General features: G+C 52.9%; 23 protein-coding genes. 21 read left to right on the forward strand and 2 right to left on the reverse strand.

Going from position 1 to position 25519, the window contains the following annotated elements; all coding sequences use genetic code 11:
- Positions 1–82: 82 nt before the first annotated feature.
- The 18 genes from iscR (at position 83) to der (ending at position 18284) form a co-directional block, all read left to right on the forward strand.
- Positions 83–568, forward strand: a complete 486-nt coding sequence (iscR, locus tag OCL06_RS13835; protein ID WP_262995553.1) for a Fe-S cluster assembly transcriptional regulator IscR — start codon at positions 83–85, stop codon at positions 566–568.
- Positions 568–1722: an IscS subfamily cysteine desulfurase gene (locus OCL06_RS13840; protein WP_262995555.1), complete on the forward strand. Its 1155-nt coding sequence runs from the start codon at positions 568–570 to the stop codon at positions 1720–1722. The genes iscR and OCL06_RS13840 overlap by 1 nt, the downstream gene beginning before the upstream one ends.
- A gap of 282 nt (positions 1723–2004) precedes the next feature.
- Entirely contained in the window at positions 2005–3459 is a 1455-nt protein-coding gene (gene sufB, locus OCL06_RS13845; RefSeq protein ID WP_262995792.1) for a Fe-S cluster assembly protein SufB, read from the forward strand.
- A 3-nt stretch (positions 3460–3462) separates the two neighbouring features.
- The gene (gene sufC, locus OCL06_RS13850; protein ID WP_262995557.1) at positions 3463–4224 is read left to right on the forward strand and encodes a Fe-S cluster assembly ATPase SufC; all 762 of its coding nucleotides are present in this window, start codon (positions 3463–3465) and stop codon (positions 4222–4224) included.
- Positions 4221–5477 (forward strand): Fe-S cluster assembly protein SufD, encoded by a 1257-nt coding sequence (sufD, locus tag OCL06_RS13855; protein ID WP_262995559.1) that lies wholly within the window; start codon positions 4221–4223, stop codon positions 5475–5477. Before sufC ends, sufD begins: the two co-directional genes overlap by 4 nt.
- Entirely contained in the window at positions 5474–6691 is a 1218-nt protein-coding gene (locus OCL06_RS13860) for an aminotransferase class V-fold PLP-dependent enzyme (protein WP_262995561.1), read from the forward strand. The genes sufD and OCL06_RS13860 overlap by 4 nt, the downstream gene beginning before the upstream one ends.
- Before the next feature lie 9 nt (positions 6692–6700).
- Positions 6701–7057 carry a HesB/IscA family protein gene (locus OCL06_RS13865; protein WP_262995563.1) on the forward strand — a complete coding sequence of 119 codons (357 nt, stop codon included), beginning with the start codon at positions 6701–6703 and terminating at the stop codon, positions 7055–7057.
- A gap of 11 nt (positions 7058–7068) precedes the next feature.
- The gene (gene sufT / locus OCL06_RS13870) at positions 7069–7602 is read left to right on the forward strand and encodes a putative Fe-S cluster assembly protein SufT (protein WP_262995565.1); all 534 of its coding nucleotides are present in this window, start codon (positions 7069–7071) and stop codon (positions 7600–7602) included.
- 21 nt (positions 7603–7623) lie between these two features.
- Positions 7624–8037, forward strand: coding sequence for a SufE family protein (locus OCL06_RS13875; protein WP_262995567.1), 414 nt, complete (start codon positions 7624–7626; stop codon positions 8035–8037).
- A 151-nt stretch (positions 8038–8188) separates the two neighbouring features.
- Positions 8189–8620: a nucleoside-diphosphate kinase gene (gene ndk, locus OCL06_RS13880; RefSeq protein WP_218311929.1), complete on the forward strand. Its 432-nt coding sequence runs from the start codon at positions 8189–8191 to the stop codon at positions 8618–8620.
- A 416-nt stretch (positions 8621–9036) separates the two neighbouring features.
- Positions 9037–10155, forward strand: coding sequence for a dual-specificity RNA methyltransferase RlmN (rlmN, locus tag OCL06_RS13885; protein WP_262995571.1), 1119 nt, complete (start codon positions 9037–9039; stop codon positions 10153–10155).
- Positions 10156–10183: 28 nt separating this feature from the next.
- Entirely contained in the window at positions 10184–11260 is a 1077-nt protein-coding gene (gene pilW / locus OCL06_RS13890) for a type IV pilus biogenesis/stability protein PilW (RefSeq protein ID WP_262995573.1), read from the forward strand.
- An 8-nt stretch (positions 11261–11268) separates the two neighbouring features.
- Positions 11269–12261, forward strand: coding sequence for a RodZ domain-containing protein (locus tag OCL06_RS13895; protein ID WP_262995575.1), 993 nt, complete (start codon positions 11269–11271; stop codon positions 12259–12261).
- 2 nt (positions 12262–12263) lie between these two features.
- A complete protein-coding gene (ispG, locus tag OCL06_RS13900; protein WP_262995577.1) occupies positions 12264–13382 on the forward strand; it encodes a flavodoxin-dependent (E)-4-hydroxy-3-methylbut-2-enyl-diphosphate synthase in 1119 nt (372 codons plus the stop codon).
- 116 nt (positions 13383–13498) lie between these two features.
- Complete coding sequence (hisS, locus tag OCL06_RS13905; protein WP_262995579.1) at positions 13499–14776, forward strand: histidine--tRNA ligase; 1278 nt, start codon at positions 13499–13501, stop codon at positions 14774–14776.
- Positions 14777–14827: 51 nt separating this feature from the next.
- Positions 14828–15448, forward strand: coding sequence for a YfgM family protein (locus OCL06_RS13910; RefSeq protein ID WP_262995581.1), 621 nt, complete (start codon positions 14828–14830; stop codon positions 15446–15448).
- 18 nt (positions 15449–15466) lie between these two features.
- A complete protein-coding gene (gene bamB, locus OCL06_RS13915) occupies positions 15467–16726 on the forward strand; it encodes an outer membrane protein assembly factor BamB (RefSeq protein WP_262995583.1) in 1260 nt (419 codons plus the stop codon).
- A 112-nt stretch (positions 16727–16838) separates the two neighbouring features.
- A complete protein-coding gene (gene der, locus OCL06_RS13920) occupies positions 16839–18284 on the forward strand; it encodes a ribosome biogenesis GTPase Der (RefSeq protein WP_262995585.1) in 1446 nt (481 codons plus the stop codon).
- 76 nt (positions 18285–18360) lie between these two features.
- Here the strand turns inward: der and OCL06_RS13925 are convergent, their stop codons facing one another.
- On the reverse strand, positions 18361–19506 hold the full coding sequence (locus tag OCL06_RS13925; protein ID WP_262995587.1) for a hypothetical protein: 1146 nt from the start codon (positions 19504–19506) through the stop codon (positions 18361–18363).
- Between the two features lie 106 nt (positions 19507–19612).
- Positions 19613–20980 carry an exodeoxyribonuclease VII large subunit gene (gene xseA, locus OCL06_RS13930; protein WP_262995589.1) on the reverse strand — a complete coding sequence of 456 codons (1368 nt, stop codon included), beginning with the start codon at positions 20978–20980 and terminating at the stop codon, positions 19613–19615.
- A 101-nt stretch (positions 20981–21081) separates the two neighbouring features.
- Here xseA and guaB point away from each other — a divergent pair, with 101 nt between their 5' ends.
- The 3 genes from guaB to OCL06_RS13945 all read left to right on the forward strand — a co-directional run bounded on the left by guaB (position 21082) and on the right by OCL06_RS13945 (position 25504).
- Positions 21082–22551, forward strand: coding sequence for an IMP dehydrogenase (gene guaB, locus OCL06_RS13935; protein WP_262995591.1), 1470 nt, complete (start codon positions 21082–21084; stop codon positions 22549–22551).
- A 72-nt stretch (positions 22552–22623) separates the two neighbouring features.
- Positions 22624–24201 (forward strand): glutamine-hydrolyzing GMP synthase, encoded by a 1578-nt coding sequence (gene guaA / locus OCL06_RS13940; RefSeq protein ID WP_262995593.1) that lies wholly within the window; start codon positions 22624–22626, stop codon positions 24199–24201.
- 283 nt (positions 24202–24484) lie between these two features.
- Positions 24485–25504, forward strand: a complete 1020-nt coding sequence (locus OCL06_RS13945; protein ID WP_262995794.1) for a zinc-binding alcohol dehydrogenase family protein — start codon at positions 24485–24487, stop codon at positions 25502–25504.
- Positions 25505–25519: the final 15 nt, after the last annotated feature.

The following is a 25519-nucleotide window of genomic DNA, read 5'->3' on the forward strand; positions in this document are numbered from 1 at the left end:
GACCAAATTACTCAGGTAAATACTTGACCGTTTTACTCGGGTATGGAACAATTTTACCATCTGAACGAGATGGAGCGATACGATGAAATTGACGTCAAAAGGGCGCTATGCGGTCACCGCAATGCTGGATGTGGCCTTACATTCTACCCGGGGACCGGTACCGCTGGCTGATATCTCTGAGCGCCAGGAAATCTCGTTATCCTACTTAGAACAACTTTTCTCCCGCCTGCGCAAAGAGAAGCTGGTCGACAGCGTGCGTGGCCCCGGTGGCGGTTACCTGCTTGGGCGTGAAGCGGCCGACATTGCGGTCGGCGAGGTCATCAGGGCGGTAGATGAAACTGTCGATGCCACCCGTTGCGCCGGTCAGGCGGATTGTCAGGGAGGCGAGCGTTGCCTTACCCACAGCCTGTGGCAGGATTTAAGTGATCGTATCAGCCAGTTTCTTAATTCAATTACCTTAGGGGAGCTAATGGCCCAGCGGGATGTAAAAGAAGTCGCTGGCCGCCAGGACAAGAACAAGTCTCTTGCTCACCTCACTAAAGATATCGAAGTTAGTATTCAACTGTAATGCATCAGACACCTGTTTATTTAGATTACGCAGCGACCACGCCGGTTGACCCGGCGGTGGCGGAAAAAATGGTGGGCTGCCTTACCCTGGATGGCAATTTTGGCAATCCGGCGTCACGAAGCTATCGCTTTGGGTGGATGGCCGAAGAAGCCGTCGACATTGCCCGCAACCAGGTAGCCGATTTAATCAATTGTGACCCCCGTGAGGTGGTGTTTACCTCCGGTGCCACAGAGTCCGACAATCTGGCGATTAAAGGCGCAGCCCATGCGTATGCCGACAAAGGCCGTCACATTATTACCGTCAATACTGAACACAAAGCGGTAATCGACACCTGCGAAGCGCTACGGCAAGACGGTTTCGACGTCACTGTACTGGAAGTCGACAGTCAGGGGTTGGTGAGCGCCGAACAACTGACCGCTGCACTGCGACCGGATACCAGTGTAGTGAGCATCATGCATGTGAACAACGAGCTAGGCGTGGTCCAGGATATCGCCGCGCTAGGCGCAGTATGCCGTGAAGCCGGGGTGGTATTCCATGTGGACGCCGCGCAGAGTGCCGGCAAACTTCCCATTGACCTGGCAAACCTGCCGGTAGATCTGATGTCGTTTTCGGCACATAAGCTATATGGTCCTAAGGGCATTGGCGCGCTGTATGTCAGACGCCGGCCAAAAGTCCGCTTACAGGCGCAAATTCATGGTGGCGGTCATGAACGGGGCATGCGTTCTGGCACCCTGCCTACTCATCAGATAGTCGGCATGGGGGAAGCGTTTGCACTGGCTGCGGACTGCCTCGAAGAAGAAATAACACGATTAACGGCATTACGGGAAAGGCTGTGGAAAGGACTGCAAACACTGGATGATGTGCATCTGAATGGCCATCCAGAGCAGCGTGTGGCGGGTATTCTGAATGTCAGTTTTGGCGGCGTCGATGGTGAAAGCCTGATTATGGGCCTGAATGACATCGCAGTCTCGTCCGGTTCAGCGTGTACCTCTGCAAGCCTGGAGCCGTCCTACGTGTTACAGGCCATTGGTCGCAGCGCGGAACTGGCCCATGCCGGGATACGTTTTAGCGTAGGCCGCTTCACCAGCGCAGACGACGTAGACTACGCGCTGGAAAAAGTTACCACGGTCGTCTCCCGCTTGCGCGGCGCCTGATGGCGTTGTGCGTTGAATAACGACGGCTATTGGTGCATGATCCGCTGCTGCAAATTGGGCAGTGGTTAAATGGCCTGACCATTAACCGGAATTTTACAGTGAAGCGATGGCTGCTTTGCTGCTAATACTTGAGTGAAATAGTCAGGTATTATACACTATACGCAATTTAAGCGCTGTGTCTGCAAGAAGTCATAGGCAGGCTTCATGAGCAAATGTATCTGGCAAGACCGACATGGCCAGAACCCGGGCACAGTGAATACAGGCAAAAGTGAGATCACAAACATGAGTGAACAGATCGAACAGGCAGTGGAGCTTGAAGAAGCATTAGAGCGCAAGTATGAAGCTGGGTTTCATTCTGAAATTGAAGCGGATACGTTTGAAAGTGGCCTGGACGAATCAGTAATTCGTCGTCTGTCAGAAATCAAAGGCGAGCCTGAATGGATGCTGGAGTGGCGACTGAAGGCTTACCGCTCCTGGCTGGAGATGGAAGAGCCTGACTGGGCGCATGTGGATTATCCCAAGATTGATTATCAATCCATCTCATATTATTCCGCGCCTAAGAGCATGAAGGACAAGCCAAAGTCACTGGATGAAGTGGATCCGGAACTGCTGCGCACCTATGAAAAGCTGGGGATTCCGCTGCATGAGCAGGAAATGCTGGCAGGCGTAGCGGTTGATGCTGTATTTGACTCGGTGTCAGTGGTCACGACGTTCCGGGAAAAACTGGAAGAGGCCGGCGTTATTTTCTGCCCAATCTCCGAAGCGGTACATAAGTACCCGGAGCTGGTGAAAAAATACATGGGCTCGGTCGTCCCCCGTACCGACAACTATTTTGCTGCGCTTAACAGTGCGGTATTTACCGACGGTTCCTTTGTTTATATTCCCAAGGGCGTTCGCTGCCCAATGGAGCTGTCGACTTATTTCCGTATTAATGAACAGAACACCGGTCAGTTTGAGCGCACGCTTATCGTTGCTGACGAAGGCAGCCACGTGAGCTACCTGGAAGGCTGTACTGCGCCTCAGCGCGATGAAAACCAGCTGCACGCCGCGGTGGTTGAGCTGGTGGCGATGGACGATGCGAAAATCAAATATTCAACTGTTCAGAACTGGTACCCCGGCGACGAAAACGGCAAAGGCGGCATCTACAACTTCGTGACCAAGCGGGGTATCTGTCATACCAATGCCAAGATTTCCTGGACTCAGGTAGAAACGGGCTCTGCGGTGACCTGGAAGTATCCCAGTTGTGTGCTTAAAGGCGATAACAGCGTGGGTGAATTCTACTCAGTGGCACTCACCCGTGGCCGTCAGCAGGCTGACACCGGTACCAAGATGATCCATCTGGGTAAAAACACCCGGTCGACCATCATTTCCAAAGGGATCTCTGCCGGTAAAAGTAACAACGCCTACCGTGGTCTGGTCAAGATGGGGCCTAAGGCCGACGGTGCCAGAAACTTCACCGAGTGTGATTCGCTGTTAATCGGCGACACCTGTGGTGCACACACATTCCCGTATATCGAGAGCCGCAATCCGTCGGCCATTGTTGAGCATGAGGCGACGACCTCAAAAGTGAGCGACGAACAGTTGTTCCTGTGCAAGCAACGGGGACTGGATACCGAGAAAGCGGTCTCCATGATAGTTAACGGTTTCTGTAAAGAAGTATTCAAAGAGCTGCCAATGGAATTTGCCGTCGAAGCCGGCAAGCTGCTCGAAATTAGTTTAGAAGGTTCAGTGGGGTAATTAATGCTTAAAGTTAAGAATTTACATGCCAGCGTGGAAGATAAAGCCATTATCAAAGGCCTGAACCTGGAAGTGAATCCAGGTGAAGTTCACGCCATCATGGGCCCTAACGGAGCCGGTAAAAGTACCCTGGGCTATGTCCTGTCAGGGCGTGATGGCTATGAAGTCACTGACGGTGATATGACGCTGAACGATGCCAATTTGCTGGATATGGAAGTTGAAGAGCGTGCCCGGGCCGGCATGTTCCTGGCATTTCAGTACCCGGTTGAAATTCCCGGCGTCAGCAATATGGAATTCATGAAAGAGTCGGTGAATGCCATGCGCGAAGAGCGCGGTGAAGATCCGCTTACCGCCGCTGAATTTCTGAAAAAAGCCAAAGCAGCCTGTAAACAGGTGCAATTGCCCCTCGACTTCCTGAAGCGTGGCGTCAACGAAGGCTTTTCTGGCGGCGAGAAAAAGCGTAATGAAATCATGCAGATGATTTTGCTTGAGCCGTCGCTGTGCATTCTGGATGAGTCTGATTCCGGCCTCGACATTGACGCGCTGCAAGTGGTAGCCGACGGTGTTAACAGTCAGCGTGACGGCAAGCGTAGTTTCATTGTGGTTACGCACTATCAACGCCTGCTGGACTATATCAAGCCGGATTTCGTGCACATTCTGGCAGACGGCGAAATTGTCAAAAGCGGTGACGCCTCACTGGCGCTGGAAGTAGAAAAACACGGCTATGCATTCCTTGGCAAAAAGTACGAGGAGGCAGAAGCATGAGTCAATGGCTAAATCAGGTCATTGAGCAGGCGAAGCAGGTGGATGATTACCTGACGCCCGTGCGTCAGCAGGCCTTAAAAACATTACAAACTGAAGGCTGGCCCAGCCAGCGCAGTGAAGCGTGGCGGTTCACGCCACTCACGCCGGTGACCAATCGCGAGGTGCAGACAGCAGCCGCTGATCAGGCGGGCGAAGCCCCCGAAGTGGCGGGACTGAACGCCATTGATGTGGTATTTGCCAACGGTCAGTTGGTCACTGACCTGGATAACATTAGCTGGCCCGAAGGCGTTACCGTGACCTCATTAGCCGAGGCCGGTCAACACAGCGATGACGTGGCGGCCGTGTTCGGTCAGGTTAAACCACAGCGTCACCTGTTCGGACTGGTTAACGACGCGGTTTGTCAGCAGGGCATCTATATCGACATTGCCGATGGCGCCCAGGTTACTATGCCGATTCGTATCGTAAACCTGGCGACGCAGGACACAGACGCGCATACCCGCGTACTGGTACGCCTGGGTAAAGATGCCCGTGCCACGGTCATTGAACACGGTACCGGCGATGCGCAAAGCATGACAACGGCCTTTGCAGAATATGACATTGCCGCATCTGCGCACCTTGAGCATTATCGGTTTGCCATGTTTACCGGCAGTGCCTGTCACGTGGGTGGTAGTCACTTTAAGCTGGGTGACCATGCCGAGCTGAACAGCACGCTGGTCGGTTACGGCAGTCAGTTGTCACGGGTCGATGTGGATATACATCATGCCGGTGAATTTGCCGATGCCAAGATGAACGCAATTTATCTGCTGGCGGAAGGGGAGCTGTTCGACTTACACAGCACCATCGAGCATGCGGTACCGAATGGCACAACGGAAGAGAATGCCCGGGGCATCATCGGCGATCGTGCCCGTGCAGTATTTAACGGCCGTATTCATATCCACCGCGACGCACAGAAAACGCTGGCAGAACTGAATAACCGTAATTTGTTGTTGTCACGCCGGGCGTTAATTAACACCAAGCCCGAGCTGGAAATTTATGCCGACGACGTGAAGTGTGCCCATGGCGCCACGGTAGCCGAAATTGATGAAGGTGCGCTGTATTATCTGCTCACCCGTGGTGTACCGCGCAGCCGGGCGTTGATCATGCTTAATTTTGGGTTTATCCGTGAACTGGTTAACCTGATGCCGAACGAGGCATTGCGTGAGTGGTTACTGCCCGTGCTAAGCGAACGTTTTGCTAAGATGGAGGTTCGATGAGTCTGGATTTGCAATCACTGCGTGCCCAGTTTCCTATTCTGTCTCAACAGGTAGACGGGAAACCGCTGGTGTACCTGGACAATGCAGCAACGACGCAGAAGCCGCAGGCAGTTATTGATGCCATTGTAAGCTTTTACACGCAGTGCAATGCAAATGTGCACCGTGGTGCACACCACTTATCTGACGAAGCAACCCGCCGCTATGAAAAAGCGCGGGACAGCGTGGCACGGTTCATTAATGCCAGCGCCCGTGAAGAGGTTATTTGGACCAGCGGCACTACCGAGGCCATCAATTTAGTGGCTAACGGGCTGGCTTTTCAGCTGAAGCAGGGCGACGAGGTCATGGTGACCGAAATGGAACACCACGCCAACCTCGTTACCTGGCAACAAGCGTGTCTTAAGTCAGGGGCTACCTTAAAAGTGGTGCCCATCCATGACAGTGGCGAACTGGACATGAATGCGTTTGACAACTTGTTAAGTGCTAATACCCGACTGGTGGCAATACCGCATGTGTCGAATGCTTTAGGTACAGTGAATCCTATTCAGTCATTGACCGCGAAAGCAAAGCAACACGGCGCGCTGGTACTGATTGATGGTGCCCAGGGCATCGCCCATGGCAATGTTGATGTGCAAAGTATTGGTTGTGACTTTTATGCGTTTTCCGGCCATAAATTGTTTGGCCCTACCGGCATCGGTGTACTGTGGGGTAAGCAGAGTGTGCTGCAGGACTGGCCGGTGTGGCAGGTCGGCGGTGAGATGATAAGCGATGTGACCTACCAGAGCGCAACCTGGGGCGTGTTACCCAACCGTCTTGAAGCTGGTACCCCGAATATTGCAGGTGCTATTGGTCTGGGCGCAGCCGTCGACTGGTTTACCGCCCTTGATATGCCGGCGGTACAGGCCCACGAACAGCAGTTGCTGCAATCGGCGACTGAACAGGCAGAAGCGCTTGAGGGCTTGCGCATTATTGGCACCGCCCCCAATAAAGTAGGTGTGTTGTCATTTTTGCTGGCCGATGCGCATCCTGCTGATGTCGGCTTTATTCTGGATCGCCAGGGTGTGGCTATCCGTACCGGTGACAACTGCGCGCAGCCGCTAATGAAGCGGTTTGGGATACCGGGTACGGCCCGGGCGTCGTTTTCTATCTACAATACGCTGGAAGAAGTGGACATGCTGTTTAGCGCACTGAAGAAAGCGAAGATGATGTTGGCCTGAGGAGGGAACATGACAGTAGAAACCTTTACCCCTAGTTCACAAATAATCACGTTGACCGACAGCGCCATCAAACATTTTGAGAGCAAGCTGGCCGGCCAACCGGGTAAGCTTATCCGCTTATCTACCAAAGTCAGTGGCTGTACCGGCTACGCCTATGTACTGGATTTTGCCGATGGCCCGCAGGAAGGCGATGAAGTATTGAACTTCTCGGATACCCTGAGTGTGGCGGTAGCGGATGATGCATCCGGCCTGCTGCGCAACACGGAAATTGATTACGTTAAAGAAGGTGTTAACGGCGTCATCAAGTACAACAACCCCAATGTTGTTGACGAATGTGGTTGTGGCGAGAGCTTTAACGTAGGGTAAGCCAGCGTATTATGCAGCAGAAAATGGTAGTCACCGAGCGTGACTGTAAAGCACGGCTGGTGCCGGCCGGTGACAAAGCGGTTATCCCGGAGGGTGAATTTGTTAATATCACCCAGGATCTCGGCGGTAACTTTACCGTCACCTGGCGCGGTAATATGTATCGTATTGACGGCACTGACGCCGATGCGATTGGCCGCAAGCCCCAGAAGCTGGACTTTCCTGAACCCGATGACGGGCAGATCAGTGAACAGCAGGTATGGGATGCCCTTGAAACAATTTTTGACCCTGAGATCCCGATTAATCTGGTGTCGCTGGGCCTGATTTACAAAGTGGCAGTGGATCAGGAAAAAAGTCGGGTAAATATCGATATGACCCTGACCGCGCCGGGCTGCGGCATGGGGCCTGTGTTAGTGGGTGATGTGGAGTACCGGGTAGGGCTGGTACCACACGTGGAGCAGGTTAATGTAGAACTGGTGTTCGATCCCCCCTGGTCCCGGGAAATGATGAGTGAAGAAGCCCAGTTAGAAGCGGGCCTGTTTTTCTAACCGCTTACCACAGAGAGAGCTATGCAATTACCTAGCACCGATGAAATTGTTGATGATCTGGAATTTTTTGATGACTGGGAAGAACGTTACCAGTACATCATTGATTTAGGGAAAAGCATCCCCGGTTTATCAGAAGAGCAACGCACCCCGGACCGCCTGGTTAAAGGCTGTCAGAGCAACGTTTGGTTAATCTCTGGTATCAATGGCGGGGTGATTGAGTTTGATGTGGACAGTGACGCAGTCATTGTGCAGGGATTACTGGCACTGGTGCTGGCTGCCTATAATCGCAAAACCCCGCAGCAGATCCTGGACTTTGATATCAATGGATATTTTGAAGCGCTGGATCTGGAGCGTCATATTACGCCCACCCGAGGCAATGGGTTACGAGCGATTGTCGGAAAAATTCAGTTACTGGCAAAACAGGCCATTCACTAAATTTCGTACAATTGTCATCGGCAGCGCGCGTTAAACGTGCTATAAACCGTCGGGCAGTATTGGTGGCGCAATCGCCTCTGGTCAAGCCGCGCAGAATTGCCTATAATTCGCGGCCAAAATTTTTACAAGACTTACTTGGAGACAGAAAAGCATGGCTCTAGAGCGTACTTTTTCGATTATCAAGCCTGATGCGGTTGCTAAAAACGTCATCGGTGCAATTTACAACCGTTTTGAATCTGCGGGCCTGCGTATCGTAGCGTCTAAAATGATCCACATGAGCAAAGAACAGGCTGAAGGCTTTTATGCAGAGCATAAAGAGCGTCCTTTCTTTGGCGCGTTGGTTGATTTCATGACCTCTGGTCCGGTAATGGTTCAGGTTCTGGAAGGCGAAAATGCGGTAGTTAAAAACCGTGAAATCATGGGTGCAACTAACCCAGCTGATGCGGCTGCCGGTACCCTGCGATCAGATTATGCAGAGTCTATCGACGAAAATGCCGTACACGGTTCTGATGCACCAGAATCTGCTGCACGCGAAATTGCTTACTTCTTTTCTGAAGAAGAAATTTGCCCGCGCACGCGTTAATTCGTTTCGCCGGTAAATAAGAAAGGAGCCGCAGGCTCCTTTTTTTGTGCCAGAACAAGGCCCACACTCTTAAAAGTTTCCGCCACGGCGCATCCGGCTGGTATAGCAGGTAAACCAAGGCGAGGCTTTCTTAGCAACTTGCGCTGTGGTAGAATTTGCGACCAATTTTTAAGCAGTTGGTCAGTTCGCTTCGTTAAAAGAAGAAGCGTACAAACAGCACCGAATCGCGAGAGGTTGTCGTCAGCCAGTGGGGCAACGCCCTGCAACGAGACGAACACACCAATAAATTCATGGAACGACGGTAAACTTGTCGCTATCTTTGCGGTCCAAGCAGGATAGCGCTACGTCGGTGCCTGACGAACAGCACTGTTGCGCGTTATCGCAGCAAAACCAGGTAAAGTAAGGTCATATAGGCAATGTCAAAGACAAACTTGTTAAATTTAAACCGTGCAGGCTTACGGTCGTTCTTCAAAGACATCGGCGAGAAGCCCTTCCGCGCCGAGCAGTTAATGAAATGGATTTATCAGCAGGGTGTCAGCGACTTTGACGAAATGTCTAACCTGAATAAAGGCCTGCGTGAAAAGCTCAAAGCCGAGTGCGAAATTGTGGCCCCTGAAATAGCCTATTTTCAGGAAGCCAGTGACGGCACCATCAAATATGCCCTGACCCTGAACGGTGGTCAGGAAGTGGAAGCGGTATGGATCCCGGAATCCGACCGTGCCACCCTGTGTGTTTCCTCGCAGGTAGGGTGTGCATTGGAATGCACGTTCTGTTCTACCGCACAGCAGGGTTTTAACCGCAACCTGTCGGTCAGTGAAATTATCGGTCAGGTGTGGCGGGTAGCCACCCATCTTGGTCTGTCTAAAGACTCCAGCAAGCGCCCGGTGACAAATGTGGTAATGATGGGCATGGGTGAGCCACTGCTTAATCTTAAAAACGTAGTGCCCGCCATGGATATCATGATGGATGACTTCGGCTTTGGCTTGTCAAAGCGTCGGGTTACGCTGAGTACGTCAGGCGTTGTGCCTGCGCTGGATATGCTGGGCGACCAGATTGACGTGGCACTGGCTATTTCGTTGCACGCGCCGAACGACAAGTTGCGTGATGAAATTGTTCCCGTCAACAAAAAGTACAACATTGAAACCTTCCTGGCGGGAGTACGTCGCTATCTGGAGAAGTCTAAAGCGAACCAGGGTAAGGTCACCATTGAGTACGTCATGTTGTCACACATTAATGACAGCACCGATCAGGCCCACGAACTGGCGCAAGTGCTGAAAGATACGCCCTGTAAGATCAACCTTATCCCGTTTAACCCTTATCCGGGCTCGCCGTATACCTGCTCAAGTAATTCCCGTATCGATCGCTTCTCAAAAGTCCTGATGGAGCACGGTTATACTGTGATGGTGCGTAAGACCCGGGGAGACGATATTGATGCTGCCTGCGGTCAGTTAGTAGGCGATGTGGTTGACCGGACGAAAAGAATGTTGAAAAAACAGATGAAGGGCGAAGAAATTTCAGTAAAAATGGCACAATAATAATAAATGACCCAGGAGTAGGTGTCTCATGCGTATAGCCTTGCTAGCGCTAATGTTGTTCATGTCAGGCTGCGTGAGTCAATCGCAGTTGGGCCAGCAGTATGGTGATGACTTTGACCGCGAAGAAGCGGCCAAGACACGAATTTCGCTGGGGCTCACCTACCTAAAAAATGGCGATTACCAACAGGCAAAGGCTAACCTCGACAGAGCACTGGCTTTTGCGCCACGGTTGGCCGATGCCCACTATTCGCTGGCGTACTATTATCAACTGGTAGAAGAAAATCAGCGCGCAGAAGAAGCCTACCAGGCTGCGATGGATCTGGCGCCAGACAACGCCACCATTGCTAACAGTTACGGCGCATTCCTATGTCAGACCGGCCAGTACGACAGTGCCAAACGCTATTTCCTGAAAGCGGTGAACAGCCAGCAATACGCTAATAGCGCCCAGACTTACGAAAATATGGCCATGTGCGCCCAGGAACAGGGCGAGTTTGCCGATGCCATTGATTACTTTTCTACAGCACTTAATTATCAGCCTACCCGGGCAAAGAGTTTATTTCTGCTCACCGAGCTATACCTGAAAACCGAACAATGGGACAAAGCCGCGCAAACCCTGACCCGCTTTGAGCGTGTGGCACGGGTCAGTCCTGAGTCATTGTGGCTGGCAGTGCGGGTTGCGCAAGGGCAGCAAAACCTTGAAAAGGCTAAAGGCTTCGGTGAGATGCTGTTGAGCATGTATCCGGATAGTCAGCAGGCTGCGGCCTACCTACGCAGTCGCGAAGACGAACCGGCGGCGGTCATCATGCGCAAAGCGAAGCCGTCGATCACTAACGCAGAAGAAGTTGCGGATAACCCCGCGGCTGAATCTGCGGTTGACGAGTCCGCTAACAGTGCCAAACGGAAAAGCGCACCGACTGACACAAATAAAGATGCCGCGATGCCGCGGTTTCATGTTGTGCAAGCGCAAGAGAACTTGTACCGTATCTCATTGAGATACAACCTCAAAATGGCCACGCTGCAGGAGTGGAACAATCTTGAAAGTGCTGGCGCGATTTTTGCCGGTATGAAGCTTTGGTTAGTCCCACCACAACAGCAGGAGGAATAGCAAGTCTGATGGTGTCAGAAGAACAACAACCTAATCCGGAACAACACACAGACACGCCGCCCGCGGCCAGCCCGGGGAAGATGCTGCGCGAAGGTCGCGAAGCGCAGGGCCTGACTCAGGACGAGATAGCCTCACGCCTGTTTCTCAAAGCGTCGCAAATTGACGACATTGAAAACGATCGGCTGGACGACAGCATGTCAGTCACTTTTACCAAAGGCTATGTTCGCAACTATGCGAAACAACTTGGGCTGGACTCACAGACCGTTGTGGCTGAGTTCGAACGTTGCCACGACACGCCAAGATCCTCGGCGAATTTACAAAGCTTTTCCCGTCGGGTTGCGAAGCAAGCCCACGATGATCGATGGATGATGGTGACCTGGGTAATCGCTCTGCTACTGATTGCCGGTGTGGTGGCGTGGTGGTATCAGCAATCAGACGATGCGCAGCTAGGCCAGGAACAAACCGCAGTGGAAACGCCAGTGTCTGCGAAAGAGGCCAGTGAACGTGATAGCGATGCAGTACAGCCGTTAGGCGGGAGCGGACAGATACCGGTGAGCGAAACCCGGCGCACCGACACTGGCACAGCGGACAGCTCTTCTCCCGCTGAAAGCGATAACAGCGCTGATACCCTCAACCAGATGGCTTCGCCGGAAGAAACCACCCCCGCAATTCAAGCAACTGATGGCAGTGAAGAGGCTGCGCTCACTGCAGCTGAGTCGACTCCAGCCAGCAATAACCAGGGTGGGCAGGCCCAACCCATCAACATGGCGTTTACCTTTGGTGAAGACTGTTGGGTGAATATTAAGGACGCCACCGGAGAAGCGATCGCCTACGGCGTAAAACAAGCTGGCCGGGTTATGCAGCTTGAAGGCGTACCACCGGTTGAAGTTACCCTCGGTGCACCGGATAATGTGCAGATTACTGTTAATGGCGAGCCGGTCGACATGTCTTCTTATCAAAATGGTCGTACCGCGCGGTTCTCGCTGCCGATTCAGGAATAACGATGTTTTCAGAAAGTCCTATTAAACGCCGTAAATCTACCCGTATCAATGTGGGTAATGTCCCTATTGGCGATGGCGCGCCCATTGCCGTTCAGTCTATGACGAATACACCCACCACGGATGTGGCCGCCACGGTTGACCAAATTAACCGGATTGTGGCTGTAGGTGGTGAGATAGTGCGGGTTTCCGTACCGACGATGGATGCGGCCCAGGCATTCCGCGAAATTCGTAAACAGGTCTCCGTTCCGTTAGTGGCAGATATTCATTTTGACTACCGTATTGCACTGAAAGTGGCGGAGTACGGCGTAGACTGCCTGCGTATCAACCCCGGTAATATTGGTAATATGGAGCGGGTTCGCTCCGTTGTTGATTGTGCCCGCGACAAAAATATTCCTATTCGTATCGGTGTGAACGGCGGTTCGCTGGAAAAAGACCTGCAGGAAAAGTATGGCGAACCCACCCCGGAAGCGCTGGTGGAGTCGGCCATGCGCCATGTGGATATTCTCGATAAACTTAACTTTGATCAGTTTAAAGTCAGCGTTAAAGCATCTGACGTGTTTCTGGCGGTAGGCGCCTACCGGTTGCTGGCCAGTAAAATTGATCAGCCCTTGCACCTGGGTATTACCGAAGCCGGCGGCCAGCGTGCCGGGGCAGTGAAAAGCGCGGTGGGCCTGGGTATGCTGTTGTCCGAAGGTATCGGTGACACGCTACGGGTGTCACTGGCCGCTGATCCGGTAGAAGAAATTAAGGTGGGGTTTGATATCCTCAAGTCACTGCGTATTCGCTCCCGTGGCATTAACTTCATTGCCTGTCCGAGCTGCTCCCGGCAGGAATTTGATGTCATTGGTACAGTCAATGCGCTGGAGCAAAGACTGGAAGATATTCTTACGCCAATGGATGTATCCATCATTGGCTGTGTGGTGAATGGCCCGGGTGAAGCCGAAGTGTCAGACCTGGGTTTGACCGGTGCGCGTAACATGAGTGGTTTCTATATGGACGGAAAACGTCAGAAAGAACGCCTCAAAAACGATGAGCTGGTTGACCAACTGGAAACCCGCATACGTGCTAAAGCCTCACAGCTTGACGCAGCAAAGAAAATACCGGTAGCGGTTAAAGAGTAGTCAGTTCGTAGGACAACCTGGTGGCGTGATGCCGCTGAGGCGACCTTCGATTGTTGTTTCACAGTAAAGCCCCTATAATGCGGGGCTTTTATTTATACGCGGTATGAGATTTTTACGTGGCTAAAACAATTCAGGCTATACGCGGCATGAACGATTGCCTGCCGGAAGTATCCGGCACCTGGCAGAAAGTTGAAGCAGTGCTGAGACAGGTGGTCGCCAGCTATGGCTACCAGGAAATTCGAACGCCCATTGTCGAAAGCACCGATCTGTTCAAGCGCTCCATCGGCGAAGTAACCGACATCGTCGAAAAAGAAATGTACACCTTTGAAGATCGTAACGGCGACAGCCTCACGCTGCGTCCGGAAGGAACGGCCAGTTGTGTACGGGCAGGTAACGAACACGGGCTACTGTACAATCAACAACAGCGGTTATGGTACTTAGGGCCCATGTTTCGTCATGAGCGCCCGCAAAAAGGCCGTTACCGTCAGTTCCATCAGTTTGGCGTAGAAGCCTATGGCCTGGCCGGGCCAGATATAGATCTGGAAGTCATCCTGTTGAGTGCCCGCTTGTGGAAAGCATTTGGCATTAGCGACCACGTCACCTTGCAGATTAACACCCTGGGCTCGAATGAAGCCCGTCAGCGCTATCGCGATGCGTTGGTAGACTACTTAACGGCACGCACCGACAAGCTTGACGAAGATTCATTGCGTCGTCTGGAAACCAACCCGTTGCGGGTATTGGACAGCAAGAATCCACAGGTTCAGGAAGCTACCGCCGATGCGCCTTCGCTGATGGACTACCTGGACGAAGAGTCCAAAGCGCACTTCGAGACCTTGTGTAGCCGTCTGGAAAGCGCCGGTATCAGCTTTGAAGTCAATCCACGTCTGGTACGTGGCCTGGATTACTACAACCGCACCGTGTTTGAGTGGGTAACGGATAGCTTAGGCGCCCAGGGTACTGTCTGCGCAGGTGGCCGTTATGACGGACTGGTCGAGCAACTGGGTGGAAAAGGCACGCCTGCAGTAGGCTTTGCAATGGGCATGGAGCGGCTGGTCCTGCTATTGACTACCTTGCAACCGGAAGCACTGCCGGATACCTTTGCCGACGTGTATGTGACGGCGCTTGGTGATGATGCGCAACAGTATGCGGTGGAAGTGGCCGAGCAGCTGCGTGAAACTATGCCTGGTACGCGGGTAATGATGCATTGCGGCGGTGGAAACCTGAAAAAGCAGCTCAAACGGGCGGATAAAACCGGCGCGCGTGTTGCCTTGTTACTGGGCAGCGAAGAAGCAGAACAACAGTCGGTAGTGGTTAAGCCATTACGTAATGGCGGAGAACAGCAGTCAGTTAATCTGGATGCACTCGCCGCAACGCTAGAGACAGTGTTAGATTAACGGAACCGTGCCGGCGAAGTTCGGCCACAGTTGTAACATCGAGAGGAAAAAATGGAACAGTTCGCGACAGAAGAACAACAGGTAGAAGCGATTAAACGGTTCTGGAAAGAGCATGGTACTGCCATTATCGTAGGCGCGGCACTCGGCCTTGGTGGCCTGTGGGGCTGGCGCTGGTATACAGATAATCAGCTTGAATCCCGTGAGCAGGCGTCAATCGCCTATCAGGAAAAAGTAGAACAGCTGGGGCAGGACGGCGCCTCGGCAGAGTTGGATGCGTTTATCAAAGCGAACGCGGACAGTGGCTATGCTGGTATCGCCTCGCTGCTTGCTGCCCGTCAGGCGGTGGCTGAAAGTGACTGGGATGCGGCCGCGTCGCATCTGACTACGGTGGTTACCCATGCCGAAGATGAACACATAAAGAGCATTGCGGGTATTCGTCTGGCGCGGGTGCAATTAGAAATGAACCAACCGGACGCTGCGCTGTCGACACTCAATGATATTAATGATGAAGCCTTTGCCGCACAAGTGAGTGAAGTTAAAGGTGACGTTTACGTGCGTCAGGACAAGTTTGACGACGCGCGTATGGCTTACTCCAGTGCGCTGGAAAAAAATGCAAATAACCCACTGCTGCAAATGAAGTTAGATAATCTGGCTGTTGCAGCGGGTTCATAAAAAAACGGAGTAATTGAATTGTCTCTGAAAACGTGTGACCGCACAGGTCGACTTACACGCGCTATTGGTTTGGCACTGGCTTTGTCGGTGTCACTGTCAGGGTGTACAACGGTATCGAACTGGTTCGCCGATGAGGAAGAACTGGAAATTCGTACCCTTAAGCCTATTGATGCGGAATTCACCCCGCAGGTGAAATGGACTACCGATATTGGCGAGGGGGTGGATCATTACTTCTCCCGTCTGCGTCCGGTATATGCGTACGATACGCTGTACGTTGCTGACCGGCATGGTGACGTACGGGCGCTGGATCCTGCCAGCGGTGACACCATTTGGGAACGTGATCTTGCGACGTTCCGCGATAGCGGTTTTTTCACCAGCGTCAGTAAAATCTGGAGCAGTGGAGAGTCGGCCAAAGTAGGTGGCATTGCAGTAGGCAACAATAAACTGTTTCTTGGCACCGAAGACGGCCTTGTTATGGCCATGGACGCCAAAAGCGGTGAGCCGCTCTGGAAAGCATCGATTGCCGGCGAAGTTCTGGCTCCGCCAGCACTGGACGAAGGCATTCTGGTAGTTAATACCGGTGCCGGCGTGATGTTTGGCTTTGAGGCTGACACCGGTGAGCAGTTATGGCGCCATGAAAGTGATACGCCGCCGCTGACGTTGCGCGGTATTTCTTCACCCGTGGCGGCAAACGGCGGCGCATTGATTGGCACGCCAACCGGCAAGCTGCAGGTGAACCTGTTGCAAACCGGTGTGCTGGCCTGGGAAACACAGATTGCTACACCGTCAGGGGCGACCGAGCTGGAGCGTATCGTCGATATTGATACCTCACCTCTGTTATTTGGCGGTCTGGTATACACCATCTCTTACAACGGCACCTTAGCAGCAGTAGAGCTGCGCAGTGGCCGAATTGTATGGAAGCGTGAGTATGCGGCATACCGTAATGTGGCGCTACAGGGTAACCAGCTGTTTGTGGTGGACAAGAAGTCTAACGTGTATGCGCTGGACCGTCGTAATGGCGTAGAGTTGTGGTCGCAGAGCAGCTTGAAAGGGCGCTCTCTGACTGCCGCTGAGCCAGTAGGCGATCACATTGTAGTAGGGGACAACTGGGGATACCTGCACTGGCTTAACGCTGAGAGCGGTAAAGTCGTCGCGCGGGTTGCCGTTGGCGACGATGACGATGATGAATCAATCTTCGTCGCACCTCTGAAAGTAGATGATGCCGTTGTGGCCGTCACCCGCGATGGTGTGGTGGCTGCGGTGACCACGCCAGACTAGCCAGTACCGCCACTACTGACTCAGTGTGGCGAAACAGGTATACTCCCGCCATAATATAACTGGCCGCAATTAATGCGGCCGGTTTTCGTTTTATTCAGTTTTAGGATTTTTCATGATTCCTGTAGTTGCACTGGTTGGCCGACCTAATGTGGGCAAATCTACCTTGTTTAACCGGCTTACTAATAGCCGCGATGCACTGGTGGCTGACTTTCCCGGTCTCACCCGTGACCGCAAGTACGGCCAGGCTACCTTCGAACAGCGTCAGTTTATTGTAGTGGATACCGGCGGTATCACTGGCGATGAAGAAGGGATTGATGCGCACATGGCACAGCAGTCACTACTGGCAATTGAAGAAGCCGATGTCGTCATGTTTCTGGTGGACGCCCGTGCAGGACTGTTACCCGCCGATCAGGGCATAGCCGATCACCTGCGCAGACTCGACAAAAAAGTCCTGTTGGTGGCAAACAAAGTGGATGGCATCGACGGCGACAGTGAAAGTGCGGAATTCTACTCATTGGGCCTGGGCAGCATTTATCAGATTGCTGCAGCACATGGGCGGGGCGTGAGTCAGTTGATGAACACCGCGCTGGAGCCGCTGGCAGAGAGTTTCCCCGACATGCAGGTGCAGCCGCGTCAGGACGAGGAAGAGGAAGACGCCGAAAGCCAGCTGGAGCGACTGCAAAACCGGCCGATTAAACTGGCCATTGTCGGTAAACCGAACGTCGGTAAATCTACGCTGACAAACCGTATCCTCGGTGAAGAGCGGGTGGTGGTATACGACTTACCGGGTACCACCCGGGACAGCGTGTATATTCCGATGTCCCGTGACGAGCGGGAATATATTCTCATTGATACGGCCGGGGTCAGAAAGCGCCGGAAAATCACCGAAGCAGTGGAAAAGTTTTCGATTGTTAAGACCCTGCAGGCCATCGAAGAGTCCAATGTAGTGCTGCTGGTAGTAGATGCCCGGGAAGGGCTGTCTGATCAGGATCTGAGTCTGTTGGGTTTTGTACTGAATTCCGGACGCTCACTGGTCATAGCGGTAAACAAGTGGGATGGCCTGAATACCGATATCAAAGATGAAATTAAACGTGAGCTTGATCGTCGGCTGGGCTTTATCGACTTCGCCCGTCTGCACTTTATTTCGGCGCTGCATGGCTCAGGGGTCGGTAACCTGTTCGAGTCAGTTCAGGAAGCTTACAACAGCGCTACCAAGCGAATTAATACGTCCATGCTGACGCAAATTATGGAAATGGCGCAAGAAGATCACCAGCCACCGCTGGTTCGCGGTCGCCGGGTGAAAATGAAGTACGCTCACGCAGGGGGCTATAATCCGCCAGTGATTGTTATCCATGGTAACCAGGTGCACGACCTGCCGTCTTCCTACAAACGGTTCTTAATGAACTATTTCAGACGGTCACTGGATGTCATGGGTACGCCCATTAAAATTGAGTTCCGTGAAGGGGCCAATCCGTTTGAAGATAAGAAGAACCAGCTGACGTTGTCGCAGCAGCGCAAACGCCGGCGTATGATGTCGTTTCATAAGAAAACGAAGTAATGTAACCATTGCTACAACCAAAAACGGCGCCTGAACAGGCGCCGTATTTGGTTGTGTGGCCACTTAAACTCGAGTACTACTGGTTCTGTGTACTTGGTTGGCGGGTCTGCAACCGGCGGATCTCCGTCATCAGCCGTGACGGGCCGGGCACAATAATTTCAGGCAACGCTTTCGCTATCAGCGGGTCAGCGACATGACGGGGAAAGGTGGTGGTAAATTTAACTATCTTGTCCTGCTGCCTGAACACATACGTGCTGGCAAATAAGGTCTCCTCACGGTCAGCGCTGGCCGCCAGTTGCAATACCCGGCCTTCCTCCATTGTCTGCGCACCAGGGATGACAATAGGCTGAATTCCGCCATGATCATCCAATGTCATGCCCTTATCCAGCGTTACCGCCTGTGCCTGTAACTTATCCTGCTCCAGTTCGGCATCGAGCGCTGCGGGCGGCGTTTGAAAGTTTGCCGCGAGGATAGGGTACACAGTCACATCCAGCATGGCACTGTCATACTGCGGGTGCAGGTAGCGGCTGATAACGCCTTTAAACGGATCATGATACAACTGAGTATCCTGACGCACGAATTCACCTATCGACTGCGGCAGCGTCATCTGAGTGAAATAGTCACTGGCCTTCAGGGCCGAAAACAGAAAACGGGCACTGAATACCCTGGCCTCGCTTACCTCCAGCCACCATTGCGACAGAATGGTATTTGCCGAGTGGTGTTCGGTGCTTGCATCCAATGCGTTGACATCAAGATTAACTATCCGACTGTCTATTTCTACTCCCCGCCACTGAACAGTCAGCTCGGTAAAACTGCGTAGCTGGGTGGGGAGCTCAACATAGCCCAGCGAACTGTTATGCAAAAACTGCTGCCACGGCGAAGCAATCTGCATGGTGGCAGTCTGGTTAGCGACTAACAGTTCGTAGTCAGCAGCGGTTGCTGAGGGTAATACCTCGCTAAACCAGTCGCTGGCGGTAAGCGTTGACAGAAAGGCCTGGGGTGAGACCAGATCATCCACACAGGGTGTGCCAGTATCGCTGGCTTCAAGACAGGCCTCACTGGCGGCTTCACTGGGAAACGTAGAGAAAAACGCAATGGGTGCGTTGACACGGTACTCGGTTTCAACAGGTTGCGTTAACAACTTTTCATCACCGAGTACTGCCGGGGCCGACTGACAACCGACTAATATTCCAGATACCGCTATCACAACCAGCCTGTTCACACACCCTGTCCATCAGTTAGAGGTAGCAACCTTGCTACCAGATAGGGCAGTGTGACGTAATTTTTACAGCGGAACAATGCCCGCTTTAACATCTTGCGCTAATCGTCTAAGAAGACGGGTTTTTTGTTGCTTCAGTGCTTTTCACCACACTGATAATTTCGCCGTTTTTCACCCGGGTCCGCAGAGTGTCGCCCTTATTCAGTGACGTTACGTCGGTAACGGCTTTGTCGTCTTGCAGCGTAATGCTGTAGCCACGGCTCAGGGTAGATAGCGGACTCACAGAGTTAAGTAAATGCATCTGCTGACTGAGCCCGGCCTTAGCGTGTTGCAGACGCAACTGCATGGCACGGGCGTTACGGTGAGTGAGATCTGCACAGCGTTCCTGTTGGCGTCGGATCATACGCGCAGGATCCTGCTGGCGTAAGCGCGACGCCAGTACGGCACTGTGCTGACCAGCCTGGTTGATACGTCGCTGCATGGACTGCACCAGCGCCGCCTGCATACGGTCAAGGGTTTGTGACTGATACTGAATACGGGTGACGGGGTGCTGAACAGTCAGGCGCTGCTGCTGATTGCGCAGAGTGTGCCGGGCGTTGTCACTATGGCGTTGCCAGGCCCGTATCAGCCGTTGCCGGTATTGCATGAGCTGCTGAACCACGCCGCCAAGATCCTGGCTTAACTGCTCAGCAGCCGCCGAGGGGGTAGGGGCGCGCATATCGGCCACAAAGTCGGCGATGGTGACATCCACCTCATGGCCGACCGCGCTGACGATGGGTAAAGACGAATTGGCAATGGTGCGTGCCAGCGTTTCGTCATTAAAGCACCAGAGATCTTCCAGCGAGCCCCCGCCGCGGGTTAACAGGATCACGTCGACCTCGTTGCGGGCATTGGCGGTATGTATGGCATTAATAAGCTGGGCCGGGGCTGTCTCACCCTGCACCATGGACGGATAGACGATAACTTCGGTGGCGGGGCTGCGCCGGGCGAGGACGCTCAACACGTCGTGCAGAGCGGCCCCGCTTGGCGAGGTAATGACACCAATGCGGCGAATGTGCTCCGGTAACGGTTGCTTGCGGGTGCTGTCGAACAAGCCCTCGCCATGTAGTTTCATTTTCAGGGCGTCGAACGCTTGTTTCAGGCGTCCCTCGCCGTCGCTCTCCATGTGTTCAACCACTAACTGGTAGTCGCCCCGGGGCTCGTATAAGCCCACCGAAGCACGCACTAGTATCTTATCGCCCTCTTTCGGACGATTGCGAACCGTACGATTGGCATTGCGGAACATCGCGGCACGCACCTGGGCTTTATTATCCTTCAGGGTGAAGTACCAGTGGCCGGAGGCGGCGCTGACAAAATTAGAGACTTCGGCAGACAGCCAGACCAGCCCAATTTCGCTTTCCAGAATAGTGCGAGCCAACCGGTTAAGGCGGGTGACCGAAAGAATTTGGCGTGTTGAGCCTGGGGATGTCGATATCATTTGAAAAAAGTGTCCTGATCCATGCGAATAGAGTTTACCTGAAATATAAAAAACACTACAATTGCGCCGCAATTAACCCTTAACTGAATAGGTGTTGTTGCATGCTCCGAATCGTCCAAGAAGCTCTCACTTTCGATGATGTTTTGCTGGTTCCCGGCCATTCATCGGTTCTTCCCCATACTGCCAATCTGAAAACCCGGCTAACCCGCGGGGTTACGCTGAATATTCCTATGGTTGCTGCCTCAATGGACACGGTCTCTGAAGCCCGTCTGGCTATTGCACTCGCCCAGGAAGGGGGCATGGGATTCATCCACAAAAATATGCGCCCGGAAGAACAGGCCAATCACGTTCGCGAAGTGAAAAAATACGAAAGCGGCGTGGTATCCGACCCGGTTACGGTAAAACAGGACGCCACCATAGGGGAAGTTATCTCCCTGAGCAAGCGTTTGGGTTATTCCGGATTCCCTGTTACTGACGAAGAAAACAATCTTATCGGGATTGTTACCGGCCGTGACCTGCGCTTTGAAAAGCGTCTTGAGCTGCCTATCAGTCGTGTGATGACCGGTAAAGACGATTTGGTCACGGTAAAAGCCGGCGCCAGCTCTGAAGAAGTGCTGGAAATGATGCACGAGCACCGCATTGAGAAAATTCTGGTGGTGGACGATGCATTCAAACTGGCCGGCCTGATTACTGTAAAAGATTTCCAGAAAGCAGAAAACAAACCTAACGCCTGTAAAGACTCCTTAGGTCGTTTACGGGTAGGCGCCGCTGTTGGCGTTGGTCCGGGTACCGATGAGCGTATTGAGCTACTGGTCGATGCCGGTGTGGACGTACTGTTAATCGATACCTCGCACGGGCATTCGGAAGGGGTTATTAACCGCGTTAAAACCGTACGTAAAGCCTATCCTGATTTGCAAATTATCGCGGGCAACGTGGCCACCGCTGCCGGCGCAAAAGCACTGGCAGAGGCCGGCGTTGATGGCGTTAAGGTAGGTATTGGTCCGGGCTCAATCTGTACCACGCGAATTGTTACCGGTTGTGGCGTACCGCAAATTACCGCAGTGGCCGATGCAGTGGAAGCGCTTAAGGATACTGACATCCCGGTTATTGCCGACGGTGGCATTCGTTTTTCCGGCGATATCGCTAAAGCACTGGCGGCGGGTGCCAGCTGTGTGATGGTTGGCAGCATGCTGGCCGGTACCGAAGAAGCCCCGGGTGAAGTTGAGTTGTACCAGGGACGTTATTACAAGTCTTACCGTGGTATGGGCTCGCTGGGTGCTATGAACCAGAGTCACGGTTCATCCGACCGTTACTTCCAAGAATCCAATAACGCCGAAAAACTGGTACCGGAAGGTATTGAAGGACGGGTGGCATACAAAGGGCCTATCGCTACTATTATTCATCAGCAGATGGGCGGACTGCGGTCAGCCATGGGGCTGACCGGGTGTGGTACCATCGAAGAGCTGAACACCAAGGCACAATTCGTGCGGGTCACTTCGGCCGGAATGGGCGAATCTCATGTGCATGACGTCAGCATTACCAAAGAAGCCCCTAACTACCGTCTGGGCTAAGCACATAACTTAATACTCATAGCAGGCTGGTTTTTACCAGCCTCTTTTGTTTTACATTTTACGGGCTATACCATGACCACAAACATACATGATCAACGCATTCTTATACTGGATTTCGGTTCTCAGTACACACAGCTTATCGCCCGCCGGGTGCGGGAAATTGGCGTGTACTGTGAACTGTGGGCATGGGATGTCACCGAAGCACAAATCCGTGAATTTAACCCCCAGGGCATTATCTTGTCAGGCGGGCCTGAGTCAGTGCCAGAGCCGGGCTCACCCCGCGCCCCGGACTATGTGTTTGAAGCGGGTGTGCCTGTGTTGGGCGTTTGCTATGGCATGCAGACCATGGCCGCACAGCTGGGTGGTGGTGTATTGGGGGCGGATAAGCGTGAATTCGGCTATGCCCAGGTAGAGGTTATCAAGCCGAGCCCGCTGCTGACACACATTGAAGACACCATTGGCGGCAATGGTAATGCCCTGCTGGATGTCTGGATGAGTCATGGTGATAAAGTCTCCGCGGTGCCTGAGGGCTTTGAAACCATTGCGCAGACGGCGACCTGCCCCCATGCGGCTATCTATCAAGAAGAAAAGCAGTTTTACGGGGTGCAATTCCACCCTGAAGTAACCCACACCAAACAGGGCTTGCGGGTGCTTTCTCACTTTGTGATGGATATCTGCGGGTGTGAAAAGCTGTGGACGCCAGGTGCCATCATCGACGATGCGGTGGCCCGGATTAAAGAGCAGGTGGGTGATGACAAAGTGGTGCTGGGGTTATCCGGCGGGGTCGACTCTTCGGTAACCGCCATGTTGTTACATCAGGCCATCGGTACCAACCTGACCTGTGTGTTCGTGGACAACGGATTACTGCGCCTGAATGAAGGCGAGCAGGTTATGGAAATGTTTGGTGACCACTTCGGTCTTAATATCATTAAAATTGATGCTGAGGATCGCTTCCTGGACAAATTGGCGGGGGTAGAAGATCCGGAAGCCAAACGTAAAGTGATTGGCAACGAATTTGTGCACGTTTTCGATGAAGAAGCAGGCAAACTGGTAAATGCTAAATGGCTTGCTCAGGGCACCATTTATCCGGATGTGATTGAGTCAGCAGGTTCAGCGACGGGTAAGGCCCATGTCATCAAGTCTCACCATAACGTGGGGGGCCTGCCAGAAGAAATGAACCTGGGGCTGGTTGAGCCGCTTCGGGAACTGTTCAAAGACGAAGTACGGAAAATCGGCCTGGAACTGGGGCTGCCCTACGACATGCTTTATCGCCATCCGTTCCCGGGACCAGGACTGGGCGTGCGCGTGCTGGGAGAAATTAAGAAAGAGTACTGCGATCTGCTGCGTCGTGCGGATGCCATCTTTATTGAAGAACTGCACAAAGCCGAGCTGTATCACAAGGTCAGTCAGGCATTTACCGTGTTCTTGCCAGTGCGTTCGGTTGGGGTTATGGGCGATGCCCGTAAATATGACTGGGTTGTGTCACTGCGCGCAGTAGAAACTATCGATTTCATGACCGCCCACTGGGCCCACCTGCCGTATGATTTCCTTGGACGGGTGTCGAACCGGATCATTAATGAAATTAACGGCATATCACGGGTGGTGTATGACATCTCCGGCAAGCCGCCTGCGACCATTGAATGGGAGTAGGGGAGAACGGATAGCAGTTAAGTAATTTGCTGCCTTTGACATTAAAGTTAGAAGAAGCCTTGTTAATCAAGGCTTTTTTTGTCCTCTAAGGGCTCGTCGCCAGGTAAAAAAGAAACTACCTGGGTCATGATGAAAGCAGCCAAGCTTAACGGTAAGGTAAAACTACCCTGCCGCCAGGGTAGCGAGCAAATAAACTTAACGTGTGCCGGTAAACTGACTGACCTTGTCAGCAGTATTGAAGCCCACTACAGTGATTGTTAATTCAGAAAACAAAGGAGTGACCATGCTGGCGATAGGTTACAAACAAGCGTCCCCTGAGCTATCCCCTCACGCATTTCAGGCGGTAAATATGGCAAAACCTGCCCCGGCGGGTCACGACCTGCTGGTAAAGGTTGATGCGGTTTCCGTTAACCCGGTAGATACTAAAATTCGTAAAACCGCCGAGCCGGATGCCCAGGGCTTTAAAGTATTGGGCTGGGACGCGGTAGGTGTAGTGCAGGCGACTGGCAGTGAGGTTTCACATTTTAAGGAAGGTGACCGGGTATTTTACGCGGGCGATATTAGCCGGTCCGGCAGTAACGCCGAATACCAGCTGGTAGACGAGCGTATTGTAGGGCCGGCACCCACCTCGTTATCAGATGCAGAATCGGCGGCGTTGCCCCTTACCGGTCTTACGGCCTGGGAGTTACTGTTCGACCGCTTCGGCGTGGTCCCTGATACCAACGGCAAACCAGGCACGTTGCTGGTAATAGCCGGCGCCGGTGGTGTGGGCTCGATGCTGATTCAGCTGGCCCGGCAACTCACATCCCTTACTGTGGTTGCTACAGCGTCGCGACAGGTAACCCGGGAGTGGGCCACTGAAATGGGTGCTCATCACGTGCTGGATCACAGCCAGCCGCTGGGGCCTCAGTATGAGGAAGCAGGGCTGGCACCGGCAGATTATGTGGCCAGCTTAAGTCATACACAGCAACATTTTGAGTCAGCAGTGAATATTCTGCGTCCACAAGGAAAATTCGGCCTGATTGATGATCCGGGCGCGCTGGATATCAGTCTGCTGAAGCGCAAAAGTATTTCGCTGCACTGGGAATTCATGTACACCCGCTCACTGTTTAATACCGATGACATTACTGCCCAGCGCGATATTCTGACCAGTATCAGTAAGCTCTGCGATGCAGGCACGTTGAAGACTACACTGCGTCAACACCTGGGGAAACTCAACCCGCAGAACCTTTATGAAGCCCATAAATTGCTGGAGTCTAATCGCACCGTGGGCAAAATCGTGCTGGAAGGTATAGAAGGCTAACCGAAGTCTTCCTGC

This window comes from Alteromonas salexigens, from assembly GCF_025628895.1.
GTDB lineage: Bacteria > Pseudomonadota > Gammaproteobacteria > Enterobacterales > Alteromonadaceae > Alteromonas > Alteromonas salexigens.